This window comes from Klebsiella sp. P1927, from assembly GCF_018204675.1.
Classification (GTDB): domain Bacteria; phylum Pseudomonadota; class Gammaproteobacteria; order Enterobacterales; family Enterobacteriaceae; genus Klebsiella; species Klebsiella pneumoniae.
In genome coordinates this window covers 4,658,201-4,682,682 of record NZ_CP073377.1, presented here as the reverse complement: position 1 = coordinate 4,682,682, position 24,482 = coordinate 4,658,201, and the positions used below count along the sequence as shown (strand labels likewise).

The following is a 24,482-nucleotide window of genomic DNA, read 5'->3' as shown; positions in this document are numbered from 1 at the left end:
CATCCCTATAATGATAAAATAAATTTCTTATTACAGCGATGAGGAATAGAGCGACCCTGCTCCGCCATAATCATTGACGATCTTCCAGGTAATGCTGGAGGCGCTGATGTTTTCTTTTAGCGTCACCTCTTTAGTGGTCATTGGAGCGACCGAGTTGACTTCTGGTTTCACTTCTTTGCCACCGATCTGAATGCTATGGAAATAGTAAAAAAACGGTGTCGGATTTTTGATCGTTAATTTAGTGCCAGCTTTACGCCATTCGAGCTTTTTCGCTTCCGTATTAGGGGATAGATCGAAAAGCGTCTTGGGACGATAGACCAGGCGCATGCGGTGGCGGACCGCCAGTTGAATGGTATTGGTGCTGGCTTTTTCATCATCAGCCGGAGGAATTGCCATCACGTTAAAATAGTACAAAGATTCGCGGTCAGTCGGGGCATTAACGTTTCCAGTTGAAAACAGACGCACCGTATTCTGCTGTTTTCCCTCAAGGCGGAACAGCGGCGGGGTAGCCATAAAAGAAGGCGCTTTCCCTGCCGGGGTTTCAACCCAAGATTTAATCAGATAGGGAATATCATCTTTATTTTCGATTTGCGCGGTAATTTCCCGTGCACCTTCTTTATAAAGATAGCGGGTGGATTCAATGACAATACCGGCGTGGGCAATACTGCTGAGGAGTAATACACAGGATGCGGTGAGATTTAATAAGGTCCTGAACATGGTTTTTCTCTGAATGCGAAAAAGGGCCCGCCGTAAAGCGGTGCCCTTCGGAAAAAATTAGAGGGTGTAATCGATAGTAAAGGTCGCAACACCTTTAACCGGACCTTCAGTTACCGGGGTCGCGGCGTTGGTTCTTACATAACCAGTGGTGTATTTCAGCTGAGTACCGCTAGCGGCAGAGTAGCTTTCGGTCATAGTGTCGGAACCGTCGAAGGCTACGCGATGGGAATCGCTGATGCGCTGGATACCGATACCAATACCGGTTGCACCATTAGAAGCAGTGTTGTCCAGGATGGTATTGTCGCTGGAAGTAATACCGGAAACGTTTACAGTTACGCCAGTAACCGGTGTAGCGCTGCCCTGTGCACAGTCTTTTACGTCAAAACCGAAATCCTGAGTTTTGAACAGGGTACCCGCTGATTCTGCATTCGCTTCGGCAGTGGTTACGGTGATCAGCTGAACGATACCGCTATTCAGAGTACCGGTTGGGGTCACGACGCAAGAGTTAGCTGCATCAGAGACTTCACCCAGTACAGTTACCTGAGCGGTGTTGGTTGCCATTGCCTGAGCACTCAGCACTGCAGATGCAGCGACCATTACAGCTACGATTGTCTTTTTCATTTAATTAATCCATATATAGATACTTAGTCCTGTGTAGAATCGATAACAGTTATCAAGGGAATGGAGTATGCATTCGCATTGATATTGAAAATAAGCGTCAGCTTTCCTTTATATAGTGCTGAGACCAATCATCCTGTTGAACGACGCTACCATATCGCTTGCCATAGCGAACCATGGAGAAGCGGGAGTAATTTAAAAGTCTGGTGCAAAAAATGCTTGTGAATTATTGATGAAGCACCCGTGAATTTAATGCTGCCCCCCTCTCTGATGAGATGTGGATTCCAGTTGAGATTAATTTAATCTGAAAATGTGACCATTAAGCAAGTTAGCTATCGCTTGTTTTTTTATCTGCGGTATCCTGTGGGCTGAACTTCAATGTGAAATGTACCTGTTTCCATCTGAAACAAGAGTGTTCACATAATCGTTTGGTTGAAATCATTTGATTTTATTATGGATAATAGGGTTACGTGGGGCAAGGATATGGATGACGCAGTATTATTTAATGGGTGTATAATTAATCAGGAGATTATATTTAATGCCAATATGAATGAGCTGCGGCCGCTTGCCGGGGACGGGGAGTGCATCAGCCTCAATGCGCCAACCGCCAGATGCTTGCTGCTGCTTTTGCAGAATTGCGGCAAAGTCATTTCACGGGATGAGTTCCTGGCGGCTGTATGGGAAACACGGGGGGTGGTCGTTTCGCAAAATACGTTCTATCAAAATATCTCTTTGCTGCGAAAATCGCTGGTAAAAGCTGGGCTATCTGAGGATATCATTATCACCGTCCGGCAAAAAGGCTTTAGCGTCGCTCCGAATACATTGGTCATTCCTCTCTCTGATGAAGAGTGTGAGAATATGAACCGGGTGACATTAACGCATTATCAGAATAATAAAGTTGTTGGCTTTATTTCTGAAGATAAGGAAAAACCTGACACTCATTTAAATCTTCCACTAATAGAAAACTCATCAAATCATGGCAGTGATTTGATGGCAAATAAACCGGAAGAAGGTGAAAAAGTATCTGAGCGGTTACATGTTACTTTTAAAATACCCATATGGTTAATCGCGCTAATTGTCGTGATGATTGTAATTAATATTATTGTGTTGGTCGTGCTAAACCGGTAGCTCGTCGCACCCAGGGGTTATAGCGCGGTGCGATAGTCATTTGCTGGTCACCTTAACACCCGTCTGTCGAAATCTTCCTATCCGAAGGTCTGCCAGAACGTCCTGGCAGACCTTCAGTTTATTAACGCTGCTTCAGCCCTAAATCCAGCGGCGTCTTGCTGGGTTCCCCGCCAATCTCGCGCGCCAGCTTCGGCACCATATAGCCGGAGATGAGGGTCAATAGTTCACGCATGATTTCACGGGCTTCATCATCGCTGACCATGAAGTGCGCCGCCCCCTGCACCCGATCCAGCACATGTAAGTAGTAGGGCATTACCCCGGCGTCAAACAGCGCATTGCTGAGGTCGGCCAGGGTTTGCGCGTTGTCGTTCACCCCGCGCAGCAGCACGCTCTGGTTGAGCAGCGTGACGCCCGCCTGACGCAGCATGGCCATCGCCGCGCGAAACTCACCGTCAATTTCATTGGCGTGGTTAACGTGGTTAACCAGGATCACCTGCAGCGACGAACGCTGGAAGCGGCTGGCCAGCGTCTCGGTGATGCGCGCCGGGATCACAATTGGCAGGCGGCTGTGAATACGCAGACGCTTAACGTGCGGAATAGCTTCCAGCTGGGTCATTAGCCAGTCAAGCTCATGGTCCTTTGCCATCAGCGGGTCGCCGCCGGAGAAGATGATTTCATCAAGCTGCGGATGCGCCGCGATGTAGTCCATCGCTGTCTGCCAGTTGCGCCTGGTGCCCTGATTTTCGGCATAAGGGAAGTGGCGGCGGAAACAATAACGGCAATTGACTGCACAACCGCCTTTCACCAGCAGCAGGGCCCGGTTGCGATATTTGTGCAACAGACCGGGCACCACGCTGTGCTGTTCTTCCAGCGGATCGGTGGAGTAGCCGGGGGCGACGATAAACTCTTCCTCGGCGGTAAGTACCTGACGAAGCAGCGGATCGTTAGGGTTGCCTTTCTCCATGCGGGCGATAAACGCGCGCGGGACGCGCAGCGGGAACAGGCGTCTGGCCTCGCGTCCGGCCAGCAGTTTTTCATCAGCGTCTACATTTAAAAGACGCAGCAGTTCATCAGGACTGGTCACAACATTGGCAAGTTGCGTTATCCAATCTTCTCTGGATGGGGTATTTAGGGTTACAATATGCGCCATTTTGTGGCTTAGCTACCAGTTAAACAATTTCAGAGGGCCTTATGGCGACTTACTATAGCAACGATTTTCGTGCTGGTCTTAAAATCATGTTAGATGGCGAACCTTATGCGGTAGAAGCCAGCGAATTCGTTAAACCAGGTAAAGGCCAGGCGTTTGCGCGCGTTAAGCTGCGCCGTCTGCTGACCGGTACCCGCGTTGAGAAAACTTTCAAATCTACCGATTCCGCAGAAGGCGCGGACGTTGTCGATATGAACCTGACTTACCTGTACAACGACGGTGAGTTCTGGCACTTCATGAACAACGAAACCTTCGAGCAGCTGTCTGCTGACGCGAAAGCGATCGGTGACAACGCTAAATGGCTGCTGGATCAGGCTGAGTGCATCGTGACCCTGTGGAACGGCCAGCCGATCGCGGTCACCCCGCCGAACTTCGTTGAGCTGGAAATCATTGAAACCGATCCAGGCCTGAAAGGCGACACCGCGGGTACCGGCGGTAAACCGGCGACCCTGTCTACTGGCGCGGTGGTTAAAGTTCCGCTGTTCGTTCAGATCGGCGAAGTGATTAAAGTGGATACTCGCTCTGGCGAATATGTATCCCGCGTGAAGTAATTTCGCGTCATGATGACCGGCGTAGCCTCCGTGCTGCGCCGCTCTTTTCGTACAGGCACAACGAGCACGATACATGAAGCGCAGCGTTAAACTCCTGGTGTTACTCTTTCTGAGCAGCGCACTGTTGGCTGGCTGCAATACCGCCCGCGGTGTGGGTGAAGATATTCAGGGCCTGGGCCACGCTATCTCTCACGCTGTGAGCTGAATTTCCCTGCCGTTTCGTTAATGGCGCTTGCCTCCCGGTATGTCAGCCTCCTCCACGCATACTCCTTTTCTCTTAAAAATCGCAAAGATCCCTTCATCTTTGGACGGTTTGTCTATGCTTATAGGGCATGAAAACAAAACTGACACTAAGGATGACATTATGGTGAAAAAAACGATTGCAGCGTTCTTTACGGTTTTGGTCCTCTCTTCAGCACTGACCGCTTGTAACACCACGCGCGGTGTCGGTGAGGATATTTCAGACGGCGGCAACGCAATCTCTGGCGCGGCAACCAAAGCTCAGCAATAAACGCCGTCAACGGTACGGTTTAGCGCCGTACCGTTCTTCACTTCTCTCATTCCGTTGGATATACTCACCACGACTTTTCATCCACCTTACGGGACGACCCGTAAGCGTTTCTCATCCGGGGACGGCCCCAGCAAAGGAGCCTTATGTCCTGGATAGTCTTGTTTATCGCTGGCCTGCTGGAAGTGGTGTGGGCCGTCGGCCTGAAATATACCCATGGCTTTAGCCGCCTGGTTCCCAGCGTTATCACCATCGTGGCGATGGTGGCCAGCATGGCGCTGCTCTCATGGGCGATGAAAACCCTACCGGTAGGTACCGCCTACGCCGTCTGGACCGGGATCGGCGCCGTGGGCGCCGCCGTGACCGGTATTGTGCTGTTAGGGGAATCCGCCAGCGCCATGCGTATCGCCAGCCTTGTCTGTATCGTGATTGGCATCATTGGCCTGAAGATCAGCGCGCACTAATCATAGCGCTGATTGACCCAGACCAGTTTGCCGACATCAAAGCCCTGTCGGGTGGCAATGTCCAGCATCTGCTGCCTGACCTCCGGGGCGATGGTCGGCGCCCGGGCCAGCAGCCAGAGATAGTCGCGATCGGGGCCGCAGACCAGCGCGTAACGATACTCCTTATCCAGAGCAATGACGTTATAGCTGCCGTAGAAAGGGCCGAAGAAGGAAATCTTCAGCGCGGCGCGGCTGGGCTCCCCGGTAAAGTACGCTACCCCGTCCGTTTTCTGCCACATACCACGGTCGGGGTTATAGCCTTTATTGACCACGTCCAGGCCACCGTCATCGCGTGGGTGCCAGGCGATCGTGACCTTTTCCAGCCCGCTTTCAAAAGGGTGGTCAAAGCGGGCGATTTCATACCAGGTACCCAGATAGCGCTGAACGTCGAAGGGACTGACCACGGTGACGCCCGGCGGCGGGGCGGGCGTGCTGCAGGCGACAGACAGGAACGAGACGGCAATCGCGGTGATTATCGGCAGGATACGCATGGCATGCTCCTTGCTGGCTTTTAAGCTAAGTGTAGAGTCCAGCAGGGAAAAGGCGGCAAGATTTTTCTATGAAGCGAGCCCGGTAGCAGAAATGCGACCGGGCTCTTGCAGGATCAGATAAATAGTACGCCAACGAGGGTGATGACGCTGAGGATTGCCGCCAGGCCGTAGAAGACCCATTTACCGTTGGGCACATGGATTTTCAGATCGTGCATGGCGTGGTGAATACGATGCAACCCACACCACAGCGGCAGGACAATCATCAGAAAGATGAATGCGCGGCCGATAAAGCTTTGGGCAAAGGCCAGCACACGCTCATAGCTAAAGGCGTCGGCCGGGGCGAGCCCCAGCGGCAGCAGGATGCCGACCAGCAGCACCATCACCGGCGCGACGATCGCGCCCCACATGCCGCCTGCGCCAAACAGCCCCCAGAATACGGGTTCATCGGAACGTTTCGGATTGGGATTAATCATCTCAGCCTCCTTACCAGAACAGGGCGACAAACAGGATCACCACGGTGACCACCGCCGTCACCACCCAGAGCCCTTTAATGACCGGCTCTGGCCCCATTTTTTCGCCTTTGATGATGACGTTGGCGGCTTTCGGCGCCAGCTCAAACCAGGTTTTGGTGTGCAGCAGCGCCGCCGCCAGAGTAATCAGGTTGAGGATTACCACCACCGGGTTTTGCAGGAATCCGATATATCCCGCCCAGCTCTCGGCGCCGTGCTTGAGGGCAAACAGCCCATAAATCAGCACAATGCTAAACCATACCGTCGGTACCGCCGTGCCTTCCCGTACCATGTAGAAGCGATAAAACGGCAGCTTTTTCCACCAGGTGGAGGTCATTGGTCGCACGTAGGGTTTGCGTTTCGTCGTCATAATGCGCTCCTTAGCGTGGTTTCAGGGTGGCGATAAGAAAGTCTTTCGAGCTTTCCACCTTGCCCTGCTGGATCGCGGCCGCCGGGTCGACGTGCTTCGGACACACTTCCGAGCAGTAGCCAACGAAAGTACAGGTCCAGACGCCATTCTGGCCGTTAAGCTGCGCCATGCGTTCCTTTTTACCGTGGTCGCGGCTGTCTTCGTTATAGCGGTGGGCGAGGGTGATCGCCGCCGGGCCGATAAATTCCGGGTTCAGGCCGAACTGCGGGCAGGCGGCATAGCACAGCCCGCAGTTGATGCAGCCGGAAAACTGATGGTATTTCGCCATCTGGGCCGGGGTCTGCTTGTTTGGCCCCTGGTCAGGCGTGCGGTTATTGCCGATGATATACGGCTTAATGGCTTCCAGGCTTTCGATAAAGTGGGTCATGTCCACCACCAGATCGCGCTCGATCGGGAAGTTGGCCAATGCCTCCACCTTGATGCCTTTGGTGTAATCGCGCAGGAAGGTTTTGCAGGCCAGCTTCGGCACCTTGTTGACCATCATGCCGCAGGAACCGCAGATTGCCATTCGGCAGGACCAGCGGTAGCTCAGGTCTGGCGCCAGGTTGTCTTTGATGAAGCCCAGCGCGTCCAGCAGCGAGGTCTGTTCATCGTAAGGCACGTCATAGAATGCGCTGTGCGGTGCGGTGTCGACCTCCGGATTGTAGCGCACCACTTCGACTTTCAGGTTTTTCATCTCAGCCATGGGTGGTCTCCTTCTTCTCAGCCGCGTCCGCTTCTGCGCCATAGACACGTTTTGCCGGCGGCAGCGTGGTGATCTTCACATCGCCATATTCCAGACGGGTAGTGCCATCGGCCTCGCGGAAGGCGAGAGTGTGCTTGAGGAAGTTGACGTCGTCGCGTTCGGTACAGCCTTCATCCAGACGCTGGTGCGCCCCGCGCGATTCTTTACGGGCGATGGCCGAGTGCGCCATACATTCGGCAACGTTTAAACCGTGCCCCAGCTCAATGGTGTAAAGCAGATCGGTATTGAACACGCTGGAGTTATCGGTAATGCGCACGCGCTTAAAGCGCTCCTGCAGTTCAGCCAGCTTGTCGATCGTTTTCTGCATCAGCTCCGGCGTGCGGTAGATGCCGCAGCCTTCCTCCATCGACAGCCCCATTTCATCGCGAATTTTCGCCCAGTTTTCGTTACCTTCCTGTTTGACGAGATCTTTCAGGCGGTGCTCCACATCGGCAGCCTGCGCATCGAGGGCGGCGCCGTTTGCCTCGCCCGCCTGAGCGGCGCGCTGCATGGCCTGCTCCCCGGCCAGGCGGCCGAAGACCACCAGCTCGGCCAGCGAGTTGGAGCCCAGACGGTTGGCGCCATGTAAGCCAACGGACGAGCATTCGCCCACGGCAAACAGCCCTTTGATCCGGGTTTCGCACTGCTGATCGGTTTCAATACCGCCCATGGTGTAGTGCGCGGTCGGGCGCACCGGGATCGGCTCTTTCACCGGATCGACGCCGACGTAGGCTTTCGCCAGTTCACAGATAAACGGCAGACGCTCCAGTAGTTTTTTCTCGCCGAGGTGGCGGAGATCGAGGTAGACCACGTCGCCGCGCGGCGTCGGGATGGTGTTCCCTTTCCGCCACTCGTGCCAGAAGGCCTGGGACACTTTGTCGCGTGGGCCTAGCTCCATATATTTATTCTTCGGTTCGCCGAGCGGGGTTTCCGGGCCCATGCCGTAATCCTGCAGATAGCGGTAGCCGTTTTTGTTGACCAGAATCCCGCCTTCGCCGCGGCAGCCTTCGGTCATCAGGATCCCGGAGCCCGGCAGGCCGGTCGGGTGATACTGAACGAATTCCATGTCGCGCAGCGGCACGCCATGGCCCAGGGCCATCCCCATCCCGTCACCGGTGACGATGCCGCCGTTGGTGTTGTAGCGGTAGACGCGCCCGGCGCCGCCGGTAGCCAGCACCACGGCGTTAGCGCGGATCTGCACCAGGGTGCCTTCCATCATATTCATCGCCACCAGGCCGCGGGCCTGCCCGTCATCGACCAGCAGGTCAAGGACGAAATGTTCGTCAAAGCGCTGAATTTGGGGAAACTGAAGGGAGGTCTGGAAGAGGGTATGCAGCATGTGGAAGCCGGTTTTGTCGGCGGCAAACCAGGTGCGTTCGATTTTCATGCCACCGAAGCGCCGGACGTTGACGCTGCCGTCGGGGCGGCGGCTCCATGGGCATCCCCACTGCTCCAGCTGGGTCATTTCCGTCGGGCAGTGATGAACAAAATAGTCGACGACATCCTGCTCGCACAGCCAGTCGCCTCCCGCGACGGTGTCGTGAAAATGGTACTCAAAGCTATCGTGATCCTGGGCAACGGCTGCGGACCCCCCTTCTGCAGCGACCGTATGGCTGCGCATCGGATAGACTTTAGAAATCAGGGCGATTTTAGCGTTGGGGTTGGCCTGAGCGGCGGCGATAGCGGCACGAAGGCCTGCCCCGCCGGCGCCAATTACGGCGAGATCGGCTTGAAAAGTTTGCACGACATTCCTCCAGTTTTAGTGTATTTCGCCGCCGGGCTGGCGAAAAAGTATCACTGCTCCTTTATAGGTACAGGAGTATAGCCTTAGGGTCAGTATGGAAAATTGACGTGTTCGATTTTTTTATCGATATGTGCGGTTATTTATCAGTGGTATTTATGCGTCAGGGTTAACGATAGATTAATGGCATGTAGTCTGCCGGATATTGCACAAAATTTGTTTCACTCGCCGGTTGCGAGTAGACTTCGTGCCCTTAATTTGCAATCGGAGAAAGTACCATGAGCGAGACGGCAACCTGGCAGCCGAGCGCACCCATTCCCAATCTGTTGAAGCGCGCGGCGGTGATGGCGGAAATCCGCCGTTTCTTTACCGATCGCGGCGTGCTGGAGGTGGAGACGCCTTGCATGAGTCAGGCGACGGTAACGGATATTCATTTGTTCCCGTTCGAAACCCGTTTCGTCGGCCCGGGCCATTCTCAGGGGCTTAACCTGTACCTGATGACCAGTCCGGAATACCACATGAAGCGCCTGCTGGCGGCAGGTTGCGGCCCGGTCTTCCAGCTGTGCCGCAGCTTCCGTAATGAAGAGATGGGGCGTCATCACAATCCGGAATTCACCATGCTGGAGTGGTATCGTCCATGCTATGACATGTATCGCCTGATCAATGAGGTGGACGATCTGCTGCAGCAGGTGCTGGAGTGCCAACCGGCGGAAAGTCTCTCCTATCAGCAGGCGTTTCAGCGCCATCTGGAAATTGACCCGCTCTCTGCCGATAAAGCACAGCTGCGTGAAGTCGCAGCGAAGCTGGATCTGAGCAATATCGCCGATACTGAAGAAGATCGCGATACCCTGCTGCAGCTGCTGTTCACCATGGGCGTGGAGCCGCACATCGGCAAAGATCGACCAACGTTCATTTATCATTTCCCGGCGACTCAGGCCTCTTTAGCGCAGATCAGCCCGGAAGATCATCGGGTCGCTGAGCGCTTTGAGGTCTATTACAAAGGTATTGAGCTGGCGAACGGTTTCCACGAGCTGACCGACGCCCATGAACAGCGCCTGCGGTTTGAGCAGGATAACCGCAAACGCGCCGCGCGCGGCCTTCCGCAGCAGCCCATCGATAACAACCTGCTGGCGGCGCTGGAGGCGGGTCTGCCGGACTGCTCCGGCGTGGCGCTGGGCGTTGACCGCGTGGTCATGCTGGCGCTGGGCGCTGAAAGCATCGGCGAAGTGATCGCCTTTACGGTAGACCGCGCCTGATCGCTTTTTCACCTCCCTCCGCCGCCGGGTGGGGGAGGTGAAAGACGACTCTGGACCTGACACCCTCGCCCCGGCTTTAGCCCGAATACCCACAATTTCCCTCCGTGATTTTGCTACTATCCGCGCTCTTTTTATGAGGCCAGGCGTCGCTCGTCGGGCGATGCCCACGTTTGGATAGATTTATGCATCAACAACTCAAGAAGATGAGCCTGATCGGGCTGATTCTGATGATCTTCACCTCGGTGTTTGGCTTTGCCAACAGCCCATCGGCGTTTTATCTGATGGGCTATAGCGCGATGCCGTTTTACCTTTTTTCCGCCCTCTTTTTCTTTATCCCGTTCGCGCTGATGATGGCGGAGATGGGCTCAGCTTATCGTCGCGAAGAGGGCGGGATCTATTCCTGGATGAACCACAGCGTCGGGCCGCGCTTTGCCTTCATTGGTACCTTTATGTGGTTTGCCTCGTACGTAGTGTGGATGGTGAGTACCGCCGCTAAGATCTGGGTCCCGCTATCTACTTTTTTGTTTGGCGCGGACAAAACCCAGACCTGGGCGCTGGGTAGCCTGACGCCGACGCAGACGGTCGGTATTCTGGCGGCCTGCTGGATGGTCGTGGTGACCTTTATTGCCGTCAAAGGGATCAATAAAATCGCTAAAATTACCGCCGTCGGCGGTATCGCGGTGATGGGGCTTAACCTGGTGCTGCTGCTGGTGAGCGGGGCGATCCTTCTGCTTAACGGCGGTCATTTCGCCCAGCCGTTAAACTTCACCCTTTCGCCTAATCCCGGGTATCAGTCGGGCATGGCGATGCTGTCGTTTGTGGTATTTGCCATCTTTGCCTATGGCGGAATTGAGGCGGTTGGTGGCTTAGTGGATAAGACCGATAAGCCGGAAAAGAACTTTGCCAAAGGTATTATCATCGCGGCGATCGTTATCTCGATCGGTTACTCGCTGGCGATTGTGCTGTGGGGCGTGAGCGCCAACTGGCAGCAGGTGCTTGGCGCGCGTTCGACCAACCTCGGCAACATCACCTATGTGCTGATGACCAGCCTCGGGGCGACGCTGGGCCAGGCCCTGCACCTGACCCCTGCGGCGTCAGCCCTGACCGGGGTCTGGTTCGCCCGTATTACCGGCCTGTCGATGTTTCTCGCTTACACCGGCGCGTTCTTCACCCTCAGCTATTCTCCTCTGAAAGCGATTATCCAGGGCACGCCAAAAGCGCTCTGGCCGTCGGTGATGACCCGCCTTAACGTCAACGGAATGCCCGCCGCGGCGATGTGGCTGCAGTGTCTGCTGGTCGGGGTGTTTATCGTACTGGTATCGTTCGGTGGGGATAGCGCTTCCGCGTTTTATAACAAGCTGACGCTGATGACCAATGTCTCTATGACCTTGCCTTATCTGTTCCTGACCATCGCCTTCCCGTTCTTCAAGGCGAAAACCCATCTTGACCGGCCGTTCGTGATCTTCAAAAACCGTCCGTCGACGCTGCTGGCGACCGGCGTGGTGCTGCTGGTGGTGACCTTCGCCAATATCTTCACCATTATCCAACCCGTCATCGACAGCGGGGACTGGAACAGCACCCTGTGGATGGTGGGTGGACCGATCTTCTTCTCACTGCTGGCGCTGGGGATCTACGAAAGCTACCGTCGGCGCATGGCGTCCGGCGCGCTGGTGATGGAGAGTTAAAGAACCTGCCCGGCGGTGCAGCCGGGCAGGGGATGGTTTACAGGCTACCAGCCGTACGGCGGCTGGTTTTTCCGGCCGAGGTCATGGTTTTACTGCTTTGCCTGCCGTCAATACTTTCCAGACGCATCTGGAACGGAGGGAACGGCATATCAATGCCATGCTCGCGGAAGCCCGCCAGGATCAGCTGATGCATCTCATGGCGCAGCGGCATGCGGTGCCCCATCTCCGCGGCAAAAATACGTAGCTCGAAAATCTGGATCCCCTGCTGCAGGTCGACGAGAAACGCCTCCGGCGCCGGGGTATCGATGACCAGCGAGCAGCGATGCGCCGCGGCGATGAGAATTTTCGTCACCTCTTCGGTATCGGCGTCCACAGGCGCCGGCACCGTCAGCACCACGCGGGTAACCGAGTCCGACAGCGACCAGTTGATAAACTGTTCGGTAATGAACGCCTTGTTCGGCACGATAATCTCTTTTCGGTCCCAGTCGCTGATGGTGGTCGCACGGGTATTAATGCGGGTGACGCTGCCCGTCAGGTCGCGAATGGTGACCGTATCGCCGATGCGGATCGGCTTCTCAAACAGGATAATCAGGCCGGAGATAAAGTTGGCGAAGATCTCCTGCAGGCCAAACCCGAGACCCACACCCAGCGCGGCGACCAGCCACTGCAGCTTCGACCACTCGATACCGATCATCGAGAAGCCCACCAGCCCGCCGACCAGCATCAGCAGATACTTAGTGATGGTGGTGATGGCGTAGCCGGTGCCGGGCGTTAAATCGAGATGCTGGAGGATCGCCAGTTCCAGCAGCGCGGGCAGGTTGCGTACCAGCTGAGTGGTGATGATCAGCACCAGAATGGCAATCAACACCGCGCCAAGCGTAATAGGCTCAAGGCTTTCCACCCCTTGTACCGTCGAGGTCACGTCCCACAGCGAGATATTCTCAAGGAAGCCAAACGCCGAGTGAATTTCCGACCACAGCACGATGACCGATAGCAGCGCGATCAGCATCAGCAGGGAGCGGACAAGCCGCAGCGACTGGGTACTGATGGCATCGAGGTCGACCTCGCTGACCTCCGTCTCCACCGACCCTTCCGGGCTGCTGACGTGAACGGGCTCATCTTCGCCGCGGGCGCGCTGAGCGAGAATTTCCGCGCGACGATGGCGGGCCCGGTCGAAGGCCAGCCGGCGGCGCTGGATCAGCATCCAGCGGCGGATGATGTGATAGACCACCAGCAGCAGGAACCAGATGGCGACCGAGGTTTCCAGACGCGCAAGCAGCGCCTGGGCGGTGGCGAGGTAGCCGACGGCGGCCGCCAGCATGGCCACCAGCGGGGCGCCAAGCATCAGGTTCCACAGCAGGCGGTTCACCATATTATCGCCATTCCCCTCTTTATCCAGATAGAGCGGAATACCGGCGTGCTTAAGGCTCAGGGTGACCACCGCCAGCGCGCCGCAGATCAGCAGGAAGCACAGGCGGCCCAGCGAAGCGGAGAATTCGCGGTCGTTAAGATTATCGAACATGATCAGCGCCATAATCAGCGGCACAATCAGCCCGATGCTCATCAGGTAGTAGCGCATCGCCTTCGCCACGCGGCTACGCGGCCAGCCGAAGTGGGCGATAAACAGCCCGTTTGGCCGGGCGAAGGTGGCGCAGATCATCACCACCCACAGCAAAGGCACCGTCGCGGTGACTCCATCGCCAATCGCCACCGCCAGCGGGAACGGCCAGGCGGACTGCAGACCATAGCCGAGCGTCATCCACAGCACCGGCAGCGGCGAGGCCACCAGTATCGACCAGAAGACCGTGCGCAGCGTCAGCCAGAAGTGATCCTGGGTGACTTTCCCCACCCGGGCGCTGGAGCGCTCGAGAAAGCGGGTGAAATGGCGCCGCGAACTGATGCTAAAGCCAACCAGCAGCAGGGCGGCAAACAGCGGCAGCAGGGTCTCTTTGCTGGTAAGCATCATCGCGCTGGCTTTGCCCAGTTCGCTGATGGTATCCAGGGAGATCAGGCGCCGCAGATCCTGGACGATCTCCAGCGGCCAGGAGAAGCCGATGGGGCTGACGTCCGAAGTCCAGAACAGATAGCGGTGGGTGGCTTCGTTGATCTCTTTCAGCGCGTCTTCCAGCTGGCCGTTGGCGACCTTCAGCTTGGTGAGCTCCAGCATCAGGGTGTCGCCGCCGCGCAGCAGCGAGTTCAGCAGCTCGTTCTGCGTGCGCAGCTGCGCCTGCAGGATCTTGTTCTGCTCGCTGGTCAGCGGTTCGCCGTCGGCCTGGCGGATCTGCCGCAGCTGCGGCTGCTTACTCAGCAAATCTTCAAAGCGCAGACGCTGCACGCGCAGCTGCGCCATTTCCGTATCCAGCTGCTGCGGGCGAGGGCGCTCCGGCAGCCGCGCCACCTGGGCGCGCAGGGCTTCGCCCAGCAGATTGGAGGAGCCCAGCCACTGCGACTGCTCGCGCAGGGTGTTTAACGCCTGGCGCACCTGCAGCGTTTGATTCGTCGCCTGCCGCTGCTGGGACGCCACCAGATCCATGCGCTGCGCCTGCTGGTTCAGCGCCTGGGAGAGCTCACGGTTGACCTTAAACTGGGCGGTGATGTCCGGCGGCAGGTTTTCACTGTTCTCCGCCAGCAGTTCGGTACTCTCCAGCGCCTTTTCCGCCTCCCGCTGGCGCTGGCTGTTTTGCAGATTGCGCAGCGCCTGCAGATAGGCATCCAGCTGCTCGCTCTGTTTTTGCGCCAGCTCGGAACGGGCGCGCGACAGCTCCTGGCGGTTGTTGGCGGAGAGCTGGGCGAGGTCGAGTTCATCCACCAGCGCCTTCAGACGCGCTGATTCCGCCTGCAGGGCAAGATTTTGCGCCTGGGCGAGAGCATTGTTGCCGGTTTGCGTGCCGATGCGGCGCTCAACCTCATTGAGCTGACGACGGGCATCGGTTTGCTGCTGCGGCAGCTGGTTCAGGGAGTCGGCGATTTCACGCGCGCGATCCTGCTCCTGCTGCGCCTGGCGGCTCGATTCCAGCAGTTGGCTGCTGACCTGCAGGATCTCCTGGTTCAGCGCATCGGCGGTCAGGCCGGTTGGCACCTGGCGCGGCTCTTCGCTCAGATTATTGAGCTGGGCACGCAGGCTTTGAAACAGTTTGGGGAAATTGTCGATAACGTCCTGATACTGACGGGCGCGCTCGAGGGATGATTTTCGCTCCTCAAGCGCGTTCAGCGCGGACTGCAGAACTTCAACGGTTTCAGGCTGGGCGGGCTTTGCCGCCTTCGCCTGTTCCAGTTCCTGGGTTATCTGTTTAGCATCCGGGGCTGTCGCAGCGTACGCCCCGAAACTGAGGCTCAAGGCCAACAGGAAAGTGTATATCAGGCGCACGGCATAACCCTTTTGCTGAAGAATTAACCTTGATCTTGTTTATCGTCAACCAGCGGGCTGGCGCGGTGTTCGGCGCGGATCTCTTCTTCCGGTAACGGCGCGGGTTCAGCGGCGGCGGTCGCTTCCACTGCTGTCGCCAGCGGTTGGCCGATCTTGGTCACGGACAGGCTTTGCAGCGTGTCGACCAGCTTCACCTGGCCCGGGGCAAACAGGTTGATCACGGTGGAACCCAGTTTGAAGCGGCCCATCTCCTGGCCTTTCAGCAAGGCGATGGAGCCTTCGTTGTCGCCAGCGGGCCAGGTCCAGCGTTTAATAATGCCTTCGCGCGGCGGGGTCACGGTGCCGGACCACACGGTCTCAATGCTGCCGACGATAGTTGCGCCCACCAGAATTTGCGCCATCGGGCCAAACTCAGTATCAAACAGGCAGATGACGCGCTCGTTACGGGCGAACAGGTTCGGGACGTTCTGCGCCGTCAAGTGGTTAACAGAGAACAGGTCGCCAGGAACGTAGATCATTTCGCGCAGGATGCCGTTGCACGGCATATGTACGCGGTGATAGTCGCGCGGCGACAGGTAGGTGGTGGCGAAGCTGCCGTTACGGAACAGGTCGGCCATCTGATAGTTGCCGGCCAGCAGGGCTTCCAGACTGTAGTCATGACCTTTAGCCTGCAGGATTTTATCGTTCTCAATGGCGCCAAGCTGGCTGATCACGCCATCGGCCGGCATCACCAGCACGTTTGGATCGGTATTCAGCGGGCGAACGTCGTCGCGCAGCGGGCGCACGAAGAAATCGTTGAAGGTGCGATAAGCCGCGGTATCCGGCTTCTGCGCCTCTTTCATATCGACCTTGTAGTATTTCACGAACAGATCGATGACCAGCTTCGTCAGCCAACCTGCGCGTTTGCTCGCACCCCAGCCTGCGAGGCGGGTGAGCCACAGTTTAGGCAGAATGTATTGCAGTGAAAGTTTAAGATCGTTTAACAAAGTAGCCTCCAGGCCATGATATGTCGTTCCTGACCCCGCCTGCGGGCGGGGACCTGAAAAAAGGGGACGATTCTATACGTAAAACTCGCCAAATGGCATCCGCGTAAGCTGCGTCATCATCGCTGCCCGGCAGCGCCTGACGTGATGCTCAGCTTAATGATCAGTCATCGGACGAGGAAAAGTTTTTACGCGTTTTTACCTGTACCTGCGCCATGCTTTCCAGGATGCGGTGGTAGTTCTCAAAACGGCTTTCGGCGATCTTGCCGTTCTCTACCGCTTCGCGAAGCGCACAGCCAGGATCGGTATCGTGTTTACAGTCGCGATATTTGCAACGGCCTAAATAATCATGGAATTCGACAAAGCCGTTGGTGATTTGTTCCGCTTCCAGATGCCACAGGCCGAACTCACGTACCCCCGGTGAATCAATCACATCGCCGCCGTGCGGGAAGTGGTAGAGGCGTGCCGCGGTGGTGGTGTGTTGACCTAAGCCGGAAACGTCCGAGACATCATTGGTGAGGATCTGATCCTCGCTCAACCCGAGCAGGGCGTTCAGCAGGCTCGATTTACCGACCCCGGACTGCCCGGCGAAGATACTGATGCGGTCGGTCAGGGCCGCTTCCAGCGGCTTAAGGCCGTCCTGAGTCCGACTGGAAACCAGCAGCACGCGGTAACCGATGTTGCGGTAGATATCCATTTGCTCATTGACGAAGCGCAGACCATCATCATCCAGCAGATCGATTTTATTCAGCACAATGAGCGGCTCGATATCCTGCGCTTCGCAGGCCACCAGATAGCGATCGATAATATTCAGCGACAGCTCAGGCAGGATCGCGGAAACCACCACGATCTGGTCGATATTAGCGGCGATAGGCTTCACGCCGTCGTAAAAATCCGGACGCGTCAGGACGGAGGCGCGATCGTGCACCGCCTCGACGATCCCTTTGACGCTTACGCCGTCGGCGGCGTCTTTGCCCGGCCGCCAGACCACGCGGTCGCCGGTGACCAGCGAGCGGATCGTCCGGCGGATATTGCAGCGATGCACGCTGCCGTCAGCGGATTCGACGTCGGCATGCATACCAAAGCGACTGATGACAATGCCTTCCGACGTTTCGCCAAACAGGTTGTCATCGTAGTCGGCCTTCTCCGCAGTGGTTTTCAGACGGCGCTGGTGGTTGGCTTTGACGCGGCGCTGCTGGCCTTTGGAGAGTTTATTTTTACTCAATCGAACTGGCTCCTGGTCGCCCTGATGGGGCAAAACCTCTATGATACACGCTATTTTAGATGAATATAGTCACGCGAGAAGGGTGGAAAATAGCATGAGTGCAAATGAAAACAACCTCATTTGGATCGATCTTGAGATGACAGGGCTGGATCCGGAGCGCGATCGCATTATCGAAATCGCCACCCTGGTGACCGATGCCAACCTGAACATTCTGGCTGAGGGCCCGACCATCGCGGTGCATCAGTCGGACGCTCAGTTGGCATTAATGGACGAGTGGAATGTGCGGACGCATACCGGCAGCGGTCTGGTGGATCGCGTAAAGGCCAGCACCGTCAGCGAGCACGATGCCGAACTGGCGACCATTGAGTTTCTTAAGCAGTGGGTGCCGGCGGGCAAGTCGCCGATCTGCGGCAACAGTATCGGCCAGGATCGTCGCTTCCTGTTTAAGTACATGCCGCAACTGGAAGCCTATTTCCACTATCGCTATCTGGACGTTAGCACGCTGAAAGAGCTGGCGCGCCGCTGGAAGCCGGAAATTCTCGACGGCTTTAAAAAGCAGGGCACTCATCAGGCGATGGACGATATCCGCGAGTCGGTCGCCGAGCTGGCTTACTACCGCGAACACTTCATTAAGCTGTAAACCGCGACCGGGCCCTGTGCGCGGCCCGGTACACTTTTCTGCGTTATTTAAACCACTTCTGCTGCATCTGCTGGAAGTCAGGTGTCGCCATGACCGCGGCCAGGGCATCGTTGATGGCGTTCAGCAGCTCCGGATCGTCTTTGCGCACCGCAATCGCATACTGCTTACCGTAATAAGCCGGGTCGGTGGCCCGTTCATCCATGATGGCGTAGTCAGGGTTCTCCTGCTGCCAGGCGTCGAGGGTGGCGAAGTCGCCCATGACGCCGGTTATTTGCCCGGCTTTCAGCGCGGCCAGGGCGCTGGCGACATCGTCGTAAGGGACAGCCTGTACGGCTTTCTGTTTATCACGCAGGTAGCGCTGATGCAGCGTGCCTTTCACCACGCCGACTTTTTTAGCTTTCAGATCGGCAAAGGTATGGGCGACATCTTTGTTGACGATCACTACCCCGGAGAGCGCCTGGCGATAGGGTCGGCTGAAGGCGACCTGCTTCTCACGCATCGGGATCACTTCTATGCCGGCAATCACCGCGTCAAATTTCTTAAAGCGTAAAGCCGGGATCAGGGTATCGAAACGCTGCGCCGTGAACTGGCACTGCGCCTGCATCTGCTGGCACAGGGCGTGCGCGAGATCGATATCGAAGCCAACGGGCTGATTTTTGCCGTTGGCGGTGACAAACGGTGGATTGGCCGTGGTGGTGCCAAAATGGAGCGTCTCGGCTGACGCGGTTCCGATGGCCAGCGTGCTCAGCAGCAGGACGGTGAGGACTTTTCTCATGCTAATTCCCTGTTTGGCGTCGGGGTGGCCTCGTTATACGTCGCGCCACCGCTGTATGATGCGAGCGATTTTGCGTCATTCAGCCGGGCGGAAAAAGCGATTTTGCCCGTTATGACGCTTATTTATACAATTCAGCGGCGTAGATGGCGAGAAAATGTCCATTTAAACAAAAAACGCAAAAAAGTGATCGTCAGGGGGTTGCAGGGGCATCGAATTCTCGTATAATGCGCCTCCCGTAACGACGCAGAAATGCAAATTACGACGCCATCGAAATATGGCAAAAAATGCAGTAACGCGGGAATAGCTCAGTTGGTAGAGCACGACCTTGCCAAGGTCGGGGTCGCGAGTTCGAGTCTCGTTTCCCGCTCCAAAATTTGAAAGCACCATCCTGATCAAAGGATTTCATCTCGCAGATGCGGGGCGAAAGCCGAAGATTAAGCGGGAATAGCTCAGTTGGTAGAGCACGACCTTGCCAAGGTCGGGGTCGCGAGTTCGAGTCTCGTTTCCCGCTCCAAAATTTGAAAGACACACCACACCAGTCGCAGTTTTCAGGTTGCTAGACGGTAGCTTGAATGACGATGATTAAGCGGGAATAGCTCAGTTGGTAGAGCACGACCTTGCCAAGGTCGGGGTCGCGAGTTCGAGTCTCGTTTCCCGCTCCAAATTTTCTTCCATCTCTTATTTATCCACAGTGCAATCCAGCGCCGGGGATGATTTTCGTTTGGTCCTCAGAAATACTGTGAACAGAGTTATCCACAGGTTATCGTTCCGTCACTGGCGGCGCAAATGCTTCGCTTTGTAAATAGTATCTTTGTATGTGATTGAAATTTAACAAATAAATTTCATTTCAAAATGTTAATCCGATCACTTGACCTTGGTCTGCGCCTTGAAACGCAATGTGTTTTAGATTTTATTCACAGCCTGTGAATGAATCAGGCGTCGCGCGGCAAGCCTTTCTCTACCACTCTGACCAGACGTAATTTTTTCGGCAGCTGTACTTCAACGGCGTCGGCGTTCCGCTTTTTCAGTTGCTGGGCAATCGCCCACTCAATGTGTTCGTCGAGAAGCGGGTGCTCGCCCCGGCGGCTCTCCAGGGCGCGAAGATGGGCTTCATCCCAGGGCGCATTGCCCAACGCGACGGCGATATTACGCAGCCAGCGCAGGTGGCCAATGCGACGAATCGCCGACCCTTCGGTCACCTTCAGAAACCACGCTTCGCTCCAGGCGAACAGCTCCACCAGCAGCGGGGCATGCAGCGCTTTGCGTGGGCTGAAATCCTCTTCATCGGTGAGCTGTGAGAAACGGTTCCACGGGCAGATCAGCTGACAATCATCACAACCGTAAATACGGTTGCCGATTAGTGGACGGAACTCCTCGGGGATTGCACCTTCCAGTTCAATGGTGAGATAGGAGATGCAGCGCCGGGCGTCGACGGTATAGGGCTCAACGATGGCCCCGGTGGGACAGATGGTCATGCAGGCGACGCAGCGCCCACACTCCTCCGCAACCGGGCTGTCGACCGGCAGGGGCAGATCAATCAGCAGTTCGCCGAGGAAAAAGAACGATCCGGCGTCGCGGCTTAAGATTAGTGAGTGCTTACCTGTCCAGCCAAGGCCCGCTTTTTCTGCGATTGGCCGTTCCAGGATAGGCGCGGAATCGACAAAAGGTCTAAAATTGAGCGAAGCACACTGTTCCTGAATCTTCTCCCCCAGCTTTTTCAGGCGATTACGTAGCAGCTTATGATAATCACGCCCGAGGGCATAACGGCTGACGTAACCCAGCGTGGGATCTTTCAGGGTGCGGGCAAAGGCGGCGTTAGCGGGCAGATAGTTCATCCGCACGCTGATGACGCGTAACGTACCGGGCAGCAGTTCGTGGGGACGGGCGCGCATCATACCGTGACGGGCCATCCATTCCATTTCGCCGTGGTATTGTTTATCCAGCCATGCCTGCAGTTTGGGTTCACTGGCGCTGAGGTCGGTATCGGCGATCCCCACCTGCTGGAACCCAAGCTCTGTGCCCCATTGTTTGATTTGTTGCGCTAACTGAACGAGATCGAGGGGCTGTGACATGATGGACCATACAATGACGAAAAACCCTGACAGTATACCATACAACATTTGGCCTGCGGAGGCGCTGCGCCTGGCCGAACGAGAGGCGGCGGACAGCCTGGGGCTGACGCTGTTCGAACTCATGCAGCGCGCGGGCGAGGCGGCGTTCCAGCTGGCCAGCTGTGCTTATCCTGCCAGCGCGCACTGGCTGATCCTCTGCGGACATGGCAACAACGGCGGCGACGGATATGTCGTTGCGCGTCTGGCACAGGCCGCGGGGCGGCGGGTGACGCTGCTGGCGGTGGAGAGTGACAGCCCGCTGCCGGAAGAGGCGCAGGCGGCGCGGGAGGCGTGGCTTAACGCCGGCGGCGTGATCCATGCGGCGACCATCCCATGGCCCGACGATATCTCACTGATTATTGATGGCCTGCTCGGCACCGGTCTGCGCAGTGCGCCGCGCGATCCCGTTGCGGCGCTCATCCACCAGGCGAACCACCACCCGGCGCCGGTGGTGGCGCTGGATATCCCTTCCGGCCTGAATGCGCAGACGGGCGCGACGCCAGGTGCAGTGGTACAGGCCGACCATACGCTGACCTTTATCGCCCTCAAGCCGGGGCTGCTGACCGGCAAGGCGCGGGATGTCGTCGGGCAACTCCACCATCATGCGCTGGGGCTCGAACGCTGGCTCGCCGGACAAAGCACTCCTCTGACGCGGTTTTGCGCCGCCCACCTCGCCGACTGGCTGCCGCCGCGGCGGGCCACCTCCCATAAAGGCGATCACGGCAAGCTGGTGATTGTCGGCGGCGATCGCGGCACGGCAGGCGCTATCCGTATGTGCGGTGAAGCGGCCCTGCGCAGCGGCGCGGGACTGGTGCGAGTACTTACTCACCCGGAGAACGTGGCGCCCATTGTCACCGTGCGGCCGGAATTAATGGTAGATGAACTGACGCCGCAGACTCTGAAAGCCGCGCTGGAGTGGGCTGATGTGGTGGCGATTGGCCCTGGCCTGGGGCAGCGCGAATGGGGACGCAGCGCCCTGCGGACGGTGGAAAGTTTTAACAAACCGATGGTCTGGGACGCCGACGCGCTGAACCTGCTGGCATTCAATCCCGATAAACGTCACAATCGCGTGCTAACGCCGCACCCCGGCGAAGCGGCCCGTCTGCTGAACGTCAGCGTGGCAGAAATTGAAAGCGATCGCTTACTTTCTGCGCAGCGTCTGGTAAAACGGTATGGCGGCGTGGTTGTGCTGAAAGGCGCGGGCACGGTAGTGGCCAGTGAAAGCGGGGCGATGGGCATTATCGATGCCGGCAATGCCGGGATGGCCAGCGGCGGGATGGGCGATGTGCTCACAGGCATCATCGCCGCGTTGTTAGGACAGCACCTGACGCCGTATGATGCTGCCTGTGCCGGGTGCGTCGCTCATGGTGATGCCGCCGACCGACTGGCCGCCCGCGAGGGCACCCGCGGCATGCTGGCGACCGATCTCTTTTCCACGCTCAGGCGTGTTGTTAACCCGGATGTGATTGACGTAGACCATGATTAACCGAGTGATTCCTTTACCCGATGAGCAGGCCACGCTGGCCCTTGGCGACCGCATCGCGCAGGCCTGTACCGGCGCCACCGTGATTTATCTGTATGGTGATTTAGGCGCGGGGAAAACGACCTTCAGCCGCGGCTTTTTGCAGGCGCTCGGTCACCGCGGCAATGTCAAAAGCCCAACTTATACCCTGGTGGAGCCCTATACCCTCGAGAACCTGATGGTGTATCACTTCGATCTCTACCGTCTGGCGGATCCTGAGGAACTCGAATTTATGGGGATCCGTGATTATTTTGCCGACGATGCCATCTGCCTGGTGGAATGGCCGCAGCAAGGCGCAGGTGTCCTGCCTGACCCGGATGTTGAAATTCACCTTGATTACCAGGCACAAGGGCGTGAGGCGCGTATTACCGCGATCTCCTCACGGGGTGAATCTTTACTGGCGCGTTTAGCCTTTTAGCCTGAAGGATGACGGGATGAAGTATCGCATAACCACCTGGCTTGCCGCTGCGCTGATGCTGTCGAGTCTTCACGCCACTGCGGCGAGTTTATCCGATATCCAGGTCTCTAACGGAGACCAGCAGGCCCGTATTACCCTAAGCTTTGTCGGTGAGCCGGAGTACTCCTTTACCCCACAGGGTAAACGTCTGGTGGCGCTGGATATCAAGCAGACCGGCGTATTGCAGGGACTACCGCTGCAGTTTAGCGGCAGCAACCTGGTGAAGAGTATTCGCGCCGGCACGCCGCAGGATACGCAGACGCTGCGTCTGCTGGTGGATCTGACGGAAGATGGCAAAACCCGGGCGGTGAAGCAACAGAACGGGGCGAATTACACGGTGGTCTTTACCATCAACGCCGACGCGCCGCCGCCGCCGCCTCCGCCGCCCGTGGTGGTGAAACGGGCCGACCCGCCGCCGGTGATGCCTTCCCGGACGACGACGTCAGGGCGTAACCCGTTCAGCTCGTCGGGTCATGAACGGCAGACGGTGATGACCTCCTCTCAGCCGGCGATGACCAACAATCAGACCGTGACTCGCCCGGCGGCCCGCACGGTGTCGGCGGATGATAAAGTCATTATCGCCATTGATGCCGGGCACGGCGGCCAGGATCCCGGCGCGATTGGCCCGAACGGCACCAAAGAGAAAAACGTGACTATCGCTATTGCGCGCAAGCTGCGGGCGTTACTGAACGCCGATCCGCAGTTTAAGCCGGTGCTGACCCGCGACGGGGATTACTTTATTTCGGTGATGGGCCGCTCTGACGTGGCGCGTAAGCAAAACGCCAATTTCCTCGTCTCTATCCATGCTGACGCCGCGCCAAACCGCGATGCCACCGGCGCCTCGGTGTGGGTGCTCTCGAACCGTCGCGCCAACAGCGAAATGGCCGGTTGGCTGGAGCAGCATGAGAAGCAGTCTGAACTGCTCGGCGGGGCGGGCGATGTGCTGGCAAACAGCCAGGCCGACCCCTACCTGAGCCAGGCGGTGCTGGATCTGCAGTTTGGTCATTCCCAGCGCGTCGGCTACGATGTGGCGACCAACGTGCTGAGCCAGCTGCAGCGTATTGGCAACCTGCACAAACGCCGCCCGGAGCATGCCAGCCTTGGAGTGCTGCGCTCGCCGGATATCCCGTCGATCCTCGTGGAAACGGGCTTTATCAGTAACAACGGCGAAGAGCGGCTGCTGGGGAGCGATGATTACCAGGAGCAGATTGCGGAGGCGATTTATAACGGCTTACGCAACTACTTTATGCAGCATCCGCTGCAGTCGGCGCCTCGCGGCGAGGCGGCGCAGACCGCCAGCGCCGCGGCGCCGGGCGGGATGTTGATTAACTAAG

Annotated in this window: 24 protein-coding genes and 3 tRNA genes; 14 read left to right on the top strand and 13 right to left on the bottom strand. The window is 57.2% G+C overall.

Features of this window, described 5'->3' with window-relative positions:
- Window positions 1-30 precede the first annotated feature (30 nt).
- On the bottom strand, window positions 31-717 hold the full coding sequence (locus KB892_RS23425) for a fimbrial biogenesis chaperone (protein ID WP_004152418.1): 687 nt from the start codon (window positions 715-717) through the stop codon (window positions 31-33).
- Between the two features lie 57 nt (window positions 718-774).
- Window positions 775-1,338 (bottom strand): fimbrial protein, encoded by a 564-nt coding sequence (locus KB892_RS23420; RefSeq protein ID WP_004200767.1) that lies wholly within the window; start codon window positions 1,336-1,338, stop codon window positions 775-777.
- A gap of 480 nt (window positions 1,339-1,818) precedes the next feature.
- Here KB892_RS23420 and KB892_RS23415 point away from each other — a divergent pair, with 480 nt between their 5' ends.
- On the top strand, window positions 1,819-2,463 hold the full coding sequence (locus tag KB892_RS23415) for a winged helix-turn-helix domain-containing protein (RefSeq protein WP_002885498.1): 645 nt from the start codon (window positions 1,819-1,821) through the stop codon (window positions 2,461-2,463).
- A gap of 121 nt (window positions 2,464-2,584) precedes the next feature.
- On the opposite strand, the gene epmB is transcribed toward KB892_RS23415, so the two are convergent.
- Window positions 2,585-3,613 (bottom strand): EF-P beta-lysylation protein EpmB, encoded by a 1,029-nt coding sequence (epmB, locus tag KB892_RS23410; protein ID WP_002885500.1) that lies wholly within the window; start codon window positions 3,611-3,613, stop codon window positions 2,585-2,587.
- A 41-nt stretch (window positions 3,614-3,654) separates the two neighbouring features.
- Between epmB and efp the strand changes: the two genes are divergently transcribed.
- From efp to sugE, 4 genes are all read left to right on the top strand, one after another.
- Complete coding sequence (gene efp / locus KB892_RS23405; protein WP_002885506.1) at window positions 3,655-4,221, top strand: elongation factor P; 567 nt, start codon at window positions 3,655-3,657, stop codon at window positions 4,219-4,221.
- 73 nt (window positions 4,222-4,294) lie between these two features.
- Window positions 4,295-4,426, top strand: a complete 132-nt coding sequence (locus tag KB892_RS23400) for an entericidin A/B family lipoprotein (RefSeq protein WP_002885511.1) — start codon at window positions 4,295-4,297, stop codon at window positions 4,424-4,426.
- Window positions 4,427-4,585: 159 nt separating this feature from the next.
- Window positions 4,586-4,732 (top strand): lipoprotein toxin entericidin B, encoded by a 147-nt coding sequence (gene ecnB / locus KB892_RS23395; protein ID WP_002885518.1) that lies wholly within the window; start codon window positions 4,586-4,588, stop codon window positions 4,730-4,732.
- Between the two features lie 143 nt (window positions 4,733-4,875).
- On the top strand, window positions 4,876-5,193 hold the full coding sequence (gene sugE / locus KB892_RS23390; RefSeq protein WP_002885521.1) for a quaternary ammonium compound efflux SMR transporter SugE: 318 nt from the start codon (window positions 4,876-4,878) through the stop codon (window positions 5,191-5,193).
- On the opposite strand, the gene KB892_RS23385 is transcribed toward sugE, so the two are convergent.
- The 5 genes from KB892_RS23385 to frdA form a co-directional block, all read right to left on the bottom strand.
- Window positions 5,190-5,723, bottom strand: a complete 534-nt coding sequence (locus tag KB892_RS23385) for a lipocalin family protein (RefSeq protein ID WP_002885523.1) — start codon at window positions 5,721-5,723, stop codon at window positions 5,190-5,192. The two genes, sugE and KB892_RS23385, sit on opposite strands and share 4 nt — an antisense overlap.
- Before the next feature lie 113 nt (window positions 5,724-5,836).
- Entirely contained in the window at window positions 5,837-6,196 is a 360-nt protein-coding gene (gene frdD / locus KB892_RS23380) for a fumarate reductase subunit FrdD (RefSeq protein WP_002885526.1), read from the bottom strand.
- 10 nt (window positions 6,197-6,206) lie between these two features.
- The gene (gene frdC, locus KB892_RS23375; protein WP_002885530.1) at window positions 6,207-6,602 is read right to left on the bottom strand and encodes a fumarate reductase subunit FrdC; all 396 of its coding nucleotides are present in this window, start codon (window positions 6,600-6,602) and stop codon (window positions 6,207-6,209) included.
- Window positions 6,603-6,612: 10 nt separating this feature from the next.
- Complete coding sequence (gene frdB / locus KB892_RS23370; RefSeq protein WP_002885531.1) at window positions 6,613-7,347, bottom strand: fumarate reductase iron-sulfur protein; 735 nt, start codon at window positions 7,345-7,347, stop codon at window positions 6,613-6,615.
- Complete coding sequence (gene frdA / locus KB892_RS23365) at window positions 7,340-9,130, bottom strand: fumarate reductase (quinol) flavoprotein subunit (protein ID WP_004152023.1); 1,791 nt, start codon at window positions 9,128-9,130, stop codon at window positions 7,340-7,342. The genes frdB and frdA overlap by 8 nt, the downstream gene beginning before the upstream one ends.
- A 275-nt stretch (window positions 9,131-9,405) precedes the next feature.
- On the opposite strand from frdA, the gene epmA reads away from it, so the two are divergent.
- Together epmA and yjeM are read left to right on the top strand one after the other, a co-directional pair.
- Entirely contained in the window at window positions 9,406-10,383 is a 978-nt protein-coding gene (gene epmA / locus KB892_RS23360; protein WP_004146714.1) for an elongation factor P--(R)-beta-lysine ligase, read from the top strand.
- A gap of 182 nt (window positions 10,384-10,565) precedes the next feature.
- Entirely contained in the window at window positions 10,566-12,068 is a 1,503-nt protein-coding gene (gene yjeM, locus KB892_RS23355; RefSeq protein ID WP_004198699.1) for a glutamate/gamma-aminobutyrate family transporter YjeM, read from the top strand.
- Between the two features lie 37 nt (window positions 12,069-12,105).
- Here the strand turns inward: yjeM and mscM are convergent, their stop codons facing one another.
- The 3 genes from mscM to rsgA form a co-directional block, all read right to left on the bottom strand.
- Window positions 12,106-15,435: a miniconductance mechanosensitive channel MscM gene (mscM, locus tag KB892_RS23350; protein WP_004146716.1), complete on the bottom strand. Its 3,330-nt coding sequence runs from the start codon at window positions 15,433-15,435 to the stop codon at window positions 12,106-12,108.
- 23 nt (window positions 15,436-15,458) lie between these two features.
- Window positions 15,459-16,421 carry an archaetidylserine decarboxylase gene (asd, locus tag KB892_RS23345; protein ID WP_002885536.1) on the bottom strand — a complete coding sequence of 321 codons (963 nt, stop codon included), beginning with the start codon at window positions 16,419-16,421 and terminating at the stop codon, window positions 15,459-15,461.
- Window positions 16,422-16,581: 160 nt separating this feature from the next.
- The gene (gene rsgA / locus KB892_RS23340) at window positions 16,582-17,643 is read right to left on the bottom strand and encodes a small ribosomal subunit biogenesis GTPase RsgA (RefSeq protein WP_002885537.1); all 1,062 of its coding nucleotides are present in this window, start codon (window positions 17,641-17,643) and stop codon (window positions 16,582-16,584) included.
- A gap of 94 nt (window positions 17,644-17,737) precedes the next feature.
- Here rsgA and orn point away from each other — a divergent pair, with 94 nt between their 5' ends.
- Window positions 17,738-18,283 carry an oligoribonuclease gene (gene orn, locus KB892_RS23335; RefSeq protein ID WP_002885538.1) on the top strand — a complete coding sequence of 182 codons (546 nt, stop codon included), beginning with the start codon at window positions 17,738-17,740 and terminating at the stop codon, window positions 18,281-18,283.
- A gap of 43 nt (window positions 18,284-18,326) precedes the next feature.
- Here the strand turns inward: orn and KB892_RS23330 are convergent, their stop codons facing one another.
- The gene (locus KB892_RS23330; RefSeq protein WP_002885539.1) at window positions 18,327-19,058 is read right to left on the bottom strand and encodes a transporter substrate-binding domain-containing protein; all 732 of its coding nucleotides are present in this window, start codon (window positions 19,056-19,058) and stop codon (window positions 18,327-18,329) included.
- 294 nt (window positions 19,059-19,352) lie between these two features.
- Here KB892_RS23330 and KB892_RS23325 point away from each other — a divergent pair.
- The 3 genes from KB892_RS23325 to KB892_RS23315 all read left to right on the top strand — a co-directional run bounded on the left by KB892_RS23325 (window position 19,353) and on the right by KB892_RS23315 (window position 19,720).
- Window positions 19,353-19,428 (top strand) — tRNA-Gly (locus KB892_RS23325).
- Between the two features lie 68 nt (window positions 19,429-19,496).
- Window positions 19,497-19,572 (top strand) — tRNA-Gly (locus tag KB892_RS23320).
- Between the two features lie 72 nt (window positions 19,573-19,644).
- Window positions 19,645-19,720, top strand: a tRNA-Gly gene (locus tag KB892_RS23315).
- 270 nt (window positions 19,721-19,990) lie between these two features.
- Here the strand turns inward: KB892_RS23315 and queG are convergent.
- On the bottom strand, window positions 19,991-21,130 hold the full coding sequence (gene queG, locus KB892_RS23310) for a tRNA epoxyqueuosine(34) reductase QueG (protein ID WP_002885541.1): 1,140 nt from the start codon (window positions 21,128-21,130) through the stop codon (window positions 19,991-19,993).
- A 13-nt stretch (window positions 21,131-21,143) separates the two neighbouring features.
- Between queG and nnr the strand changes: the two genes are divergently transcribed.
- From nnr to amiB, 3 genes are read left to right on the top strand one after another with little or no spacing between them, the layout of a single operon-like run.
- The gene (nnr, locus tag KB892_RS23305) at window positions 21,144-22,655 is read left to right on the top strand and encodes a bifunctional ADP-dependent NAD(P)H-hydrate dehydratase/NAD(P)H-hydrate epimerase (RefSeq protein ID WP_004198690.1); all 1,512 of its coding nucleotides are present in this window, start codon (window positions 21,144-21,146) and stop codon (window positions 22,653-22,655) included.
- On the top strand, window positions 22,648-23,109 hold the full coding sequence (gene tsaE / locus KB892_RS23300; protein WP_002885589.1) for a tRNA (adenosine(37)-N6)-threonylcarbamoyltransferase complex ATPase subunit type 1 TsaE: 462 nt from the start codon (window positions 22,648-22,650) through the stop codon (window positions 23,107-23,109). Before nnr ends, tsaE begins: the two co-directional genes overlap by 8 nt.
- 16 nt (window positions 23,110-23,125) lie before the next feature.
- Window positions 23,126-24,481 carry an N-acetylmuramoyl-L-alanine amidase AmiB gene (amiB, locus tag KB892_RS23295; protein WP_004152021.1) on the top strand — a complete coding sequence of 452 codons (1,356 nt, stop codon included), beginning with the start codon at window positions 23,126-23,128 and terminating at the stop codon, window positions 24,479-24,481.
- Window position 24,482 lies beyond the last annotated feature (1 nt).

What these genes read in the sequence shown, in the direction of transcription:
- orn (WP_002885538.1), top strand. Translation starts at nt 17,738, where the DNA reads ATGAGTGCAAATGAAAACAACCTCATTTGGATCGATCTTGAGATGACA.
- epmB (WP_002885500.1), bottom strand. Translation starts at nt 3,613, where the DNA reads ATGGCGCATATTGTAACCCTAAATACCCCATCCAGAGAAGATTGGATA.
- nnr (WP_004198690.1), top strand. Translation starts at nt 21,144, where the DNA reads ATGACGAAAAACCCTGACAGTATACCATACAACATTTGGCCTGCGGAG.
- tsaE (WP_002885589.1), top strand. Translation starts at nt 22,648, where the DNA reads ATGATTAACCGAGTGATTCCTTTACCCGATGAGCAGGCCACGCTGGCC.
- epmA (WP_004146714.1), top strand. Translation starts at nt 9,406, where the DNA reads ATGAGCGAGACGGCAACCTGGCAGCCGAGCGCACCCATTCCCAATCTG.
- sugE (WP_002885521.1), top strand. Translation starts at nt 4,876, where the DNA reads ATGTCCTGGATAGTCTTGTTTATCGCTGGCCTGCTGGAAGTGGTGTGG.
- frdC (WP_002885530.1), bottom strand. Translation starts at nt 6,602, where the DNA reads ATGACGACGAAACGCAAACCCTACGTGCGACCAATGACCTCCACCTGG.
- KB892_RS23420 (WP_004200767.1), bottom strand. Translation starts at nt 1,338, where the DNA reads ATGAAAAAGACAATCGTAGCTGTAATGGTCGCTGCATCTGCAGTGCTG.
- efp (WP_002885506.1), top strand. Translation starts at nt 3,655, where the DNA reads ATGGCGACTTACTATAGCAACGATTTTCGTGCTGGTCTTAAAATCATG.
- KB892_RS23400 (WP_002885511.1), top strand. Translation starts at nt 4,295, where the DNA reads ATGAAGCGCAGCGTTAAACTCCTGGTGTTACTCTTTCTGAGCAGCGCA.
- amiB (WP_004152021.1), top strand. Translation starts at nt 23,126, where the DNA reads ATGAAGTATCGCATAACCACCTGGCTTGCCGCTGCGCTGATGCTGTCG.
- KB892_RS23385 (WP_002885523.1), bottom strand. Translation starts at nt 5,723, where the DNA reads ATGCGTATCCTGCCGATAATCACCGCGATTGCCGTCTCGTTCCTGTCT.
- KB892_RS23425 (WP_004152418.1), bottom strand. Translation starts at nt 717, where the DNA reads ATGTTCAGGACCTTATTAAATCTCACCGCATCCTGTGTATTACTCCTC.
- queG (WP_002885541.1), bottom strand. Translation starts at nt 21,130, where the DNA reads ATGTCACAGCCCCTCGATCTCGTTCAGTTAGCGCAACAAATCAAACAA.
- frdB (WP_002885531.1), bottom strand. Translation starts at nt 7,347, where the DNA reads ATGGCTGAGATGAAAAACCTGAAAGTCGAAGTGGTGCGCTACAATCCG.
- frdD (WP_002885526.1), bottom strand. Translation starts at nt 6,196, where the DNA reads ATGATTAATCCCAATCCGAAACGTTCCGATGAACCCGTATTCTGGGGG.
- yjeM (WP_004198699.1), top strand. Translation starts at nt 10,566, where the DNA reads ATGCATCAACAACTCAAGAAGATGAGCCTGATCGGGCTGATTCTGATG.
- KB892_RS23415 (WP_002885498.1), top strand. Translation starts at nt 1,819, where the DNA reads ATGGATGACGCAGTATTATTTAATGGGTGTATAATTAATCAGGAGATT.
- ecnB (WP_002885518.1), top strand. Translation starts at nt 4,586, where the DNA reads ATGGTGAAAAAAACGATTGCAGCGTTCTTTACGGTTTTGGTCCTCTCT.
- KB892_RS23330 (WP_002885539.1), bottom strand. Translation starts at nt 19,058, where the DNA reads ATGAGAAAAGTCCTCACCGTCCTGCTGCTGAGCACGCTGGCCATCGGA.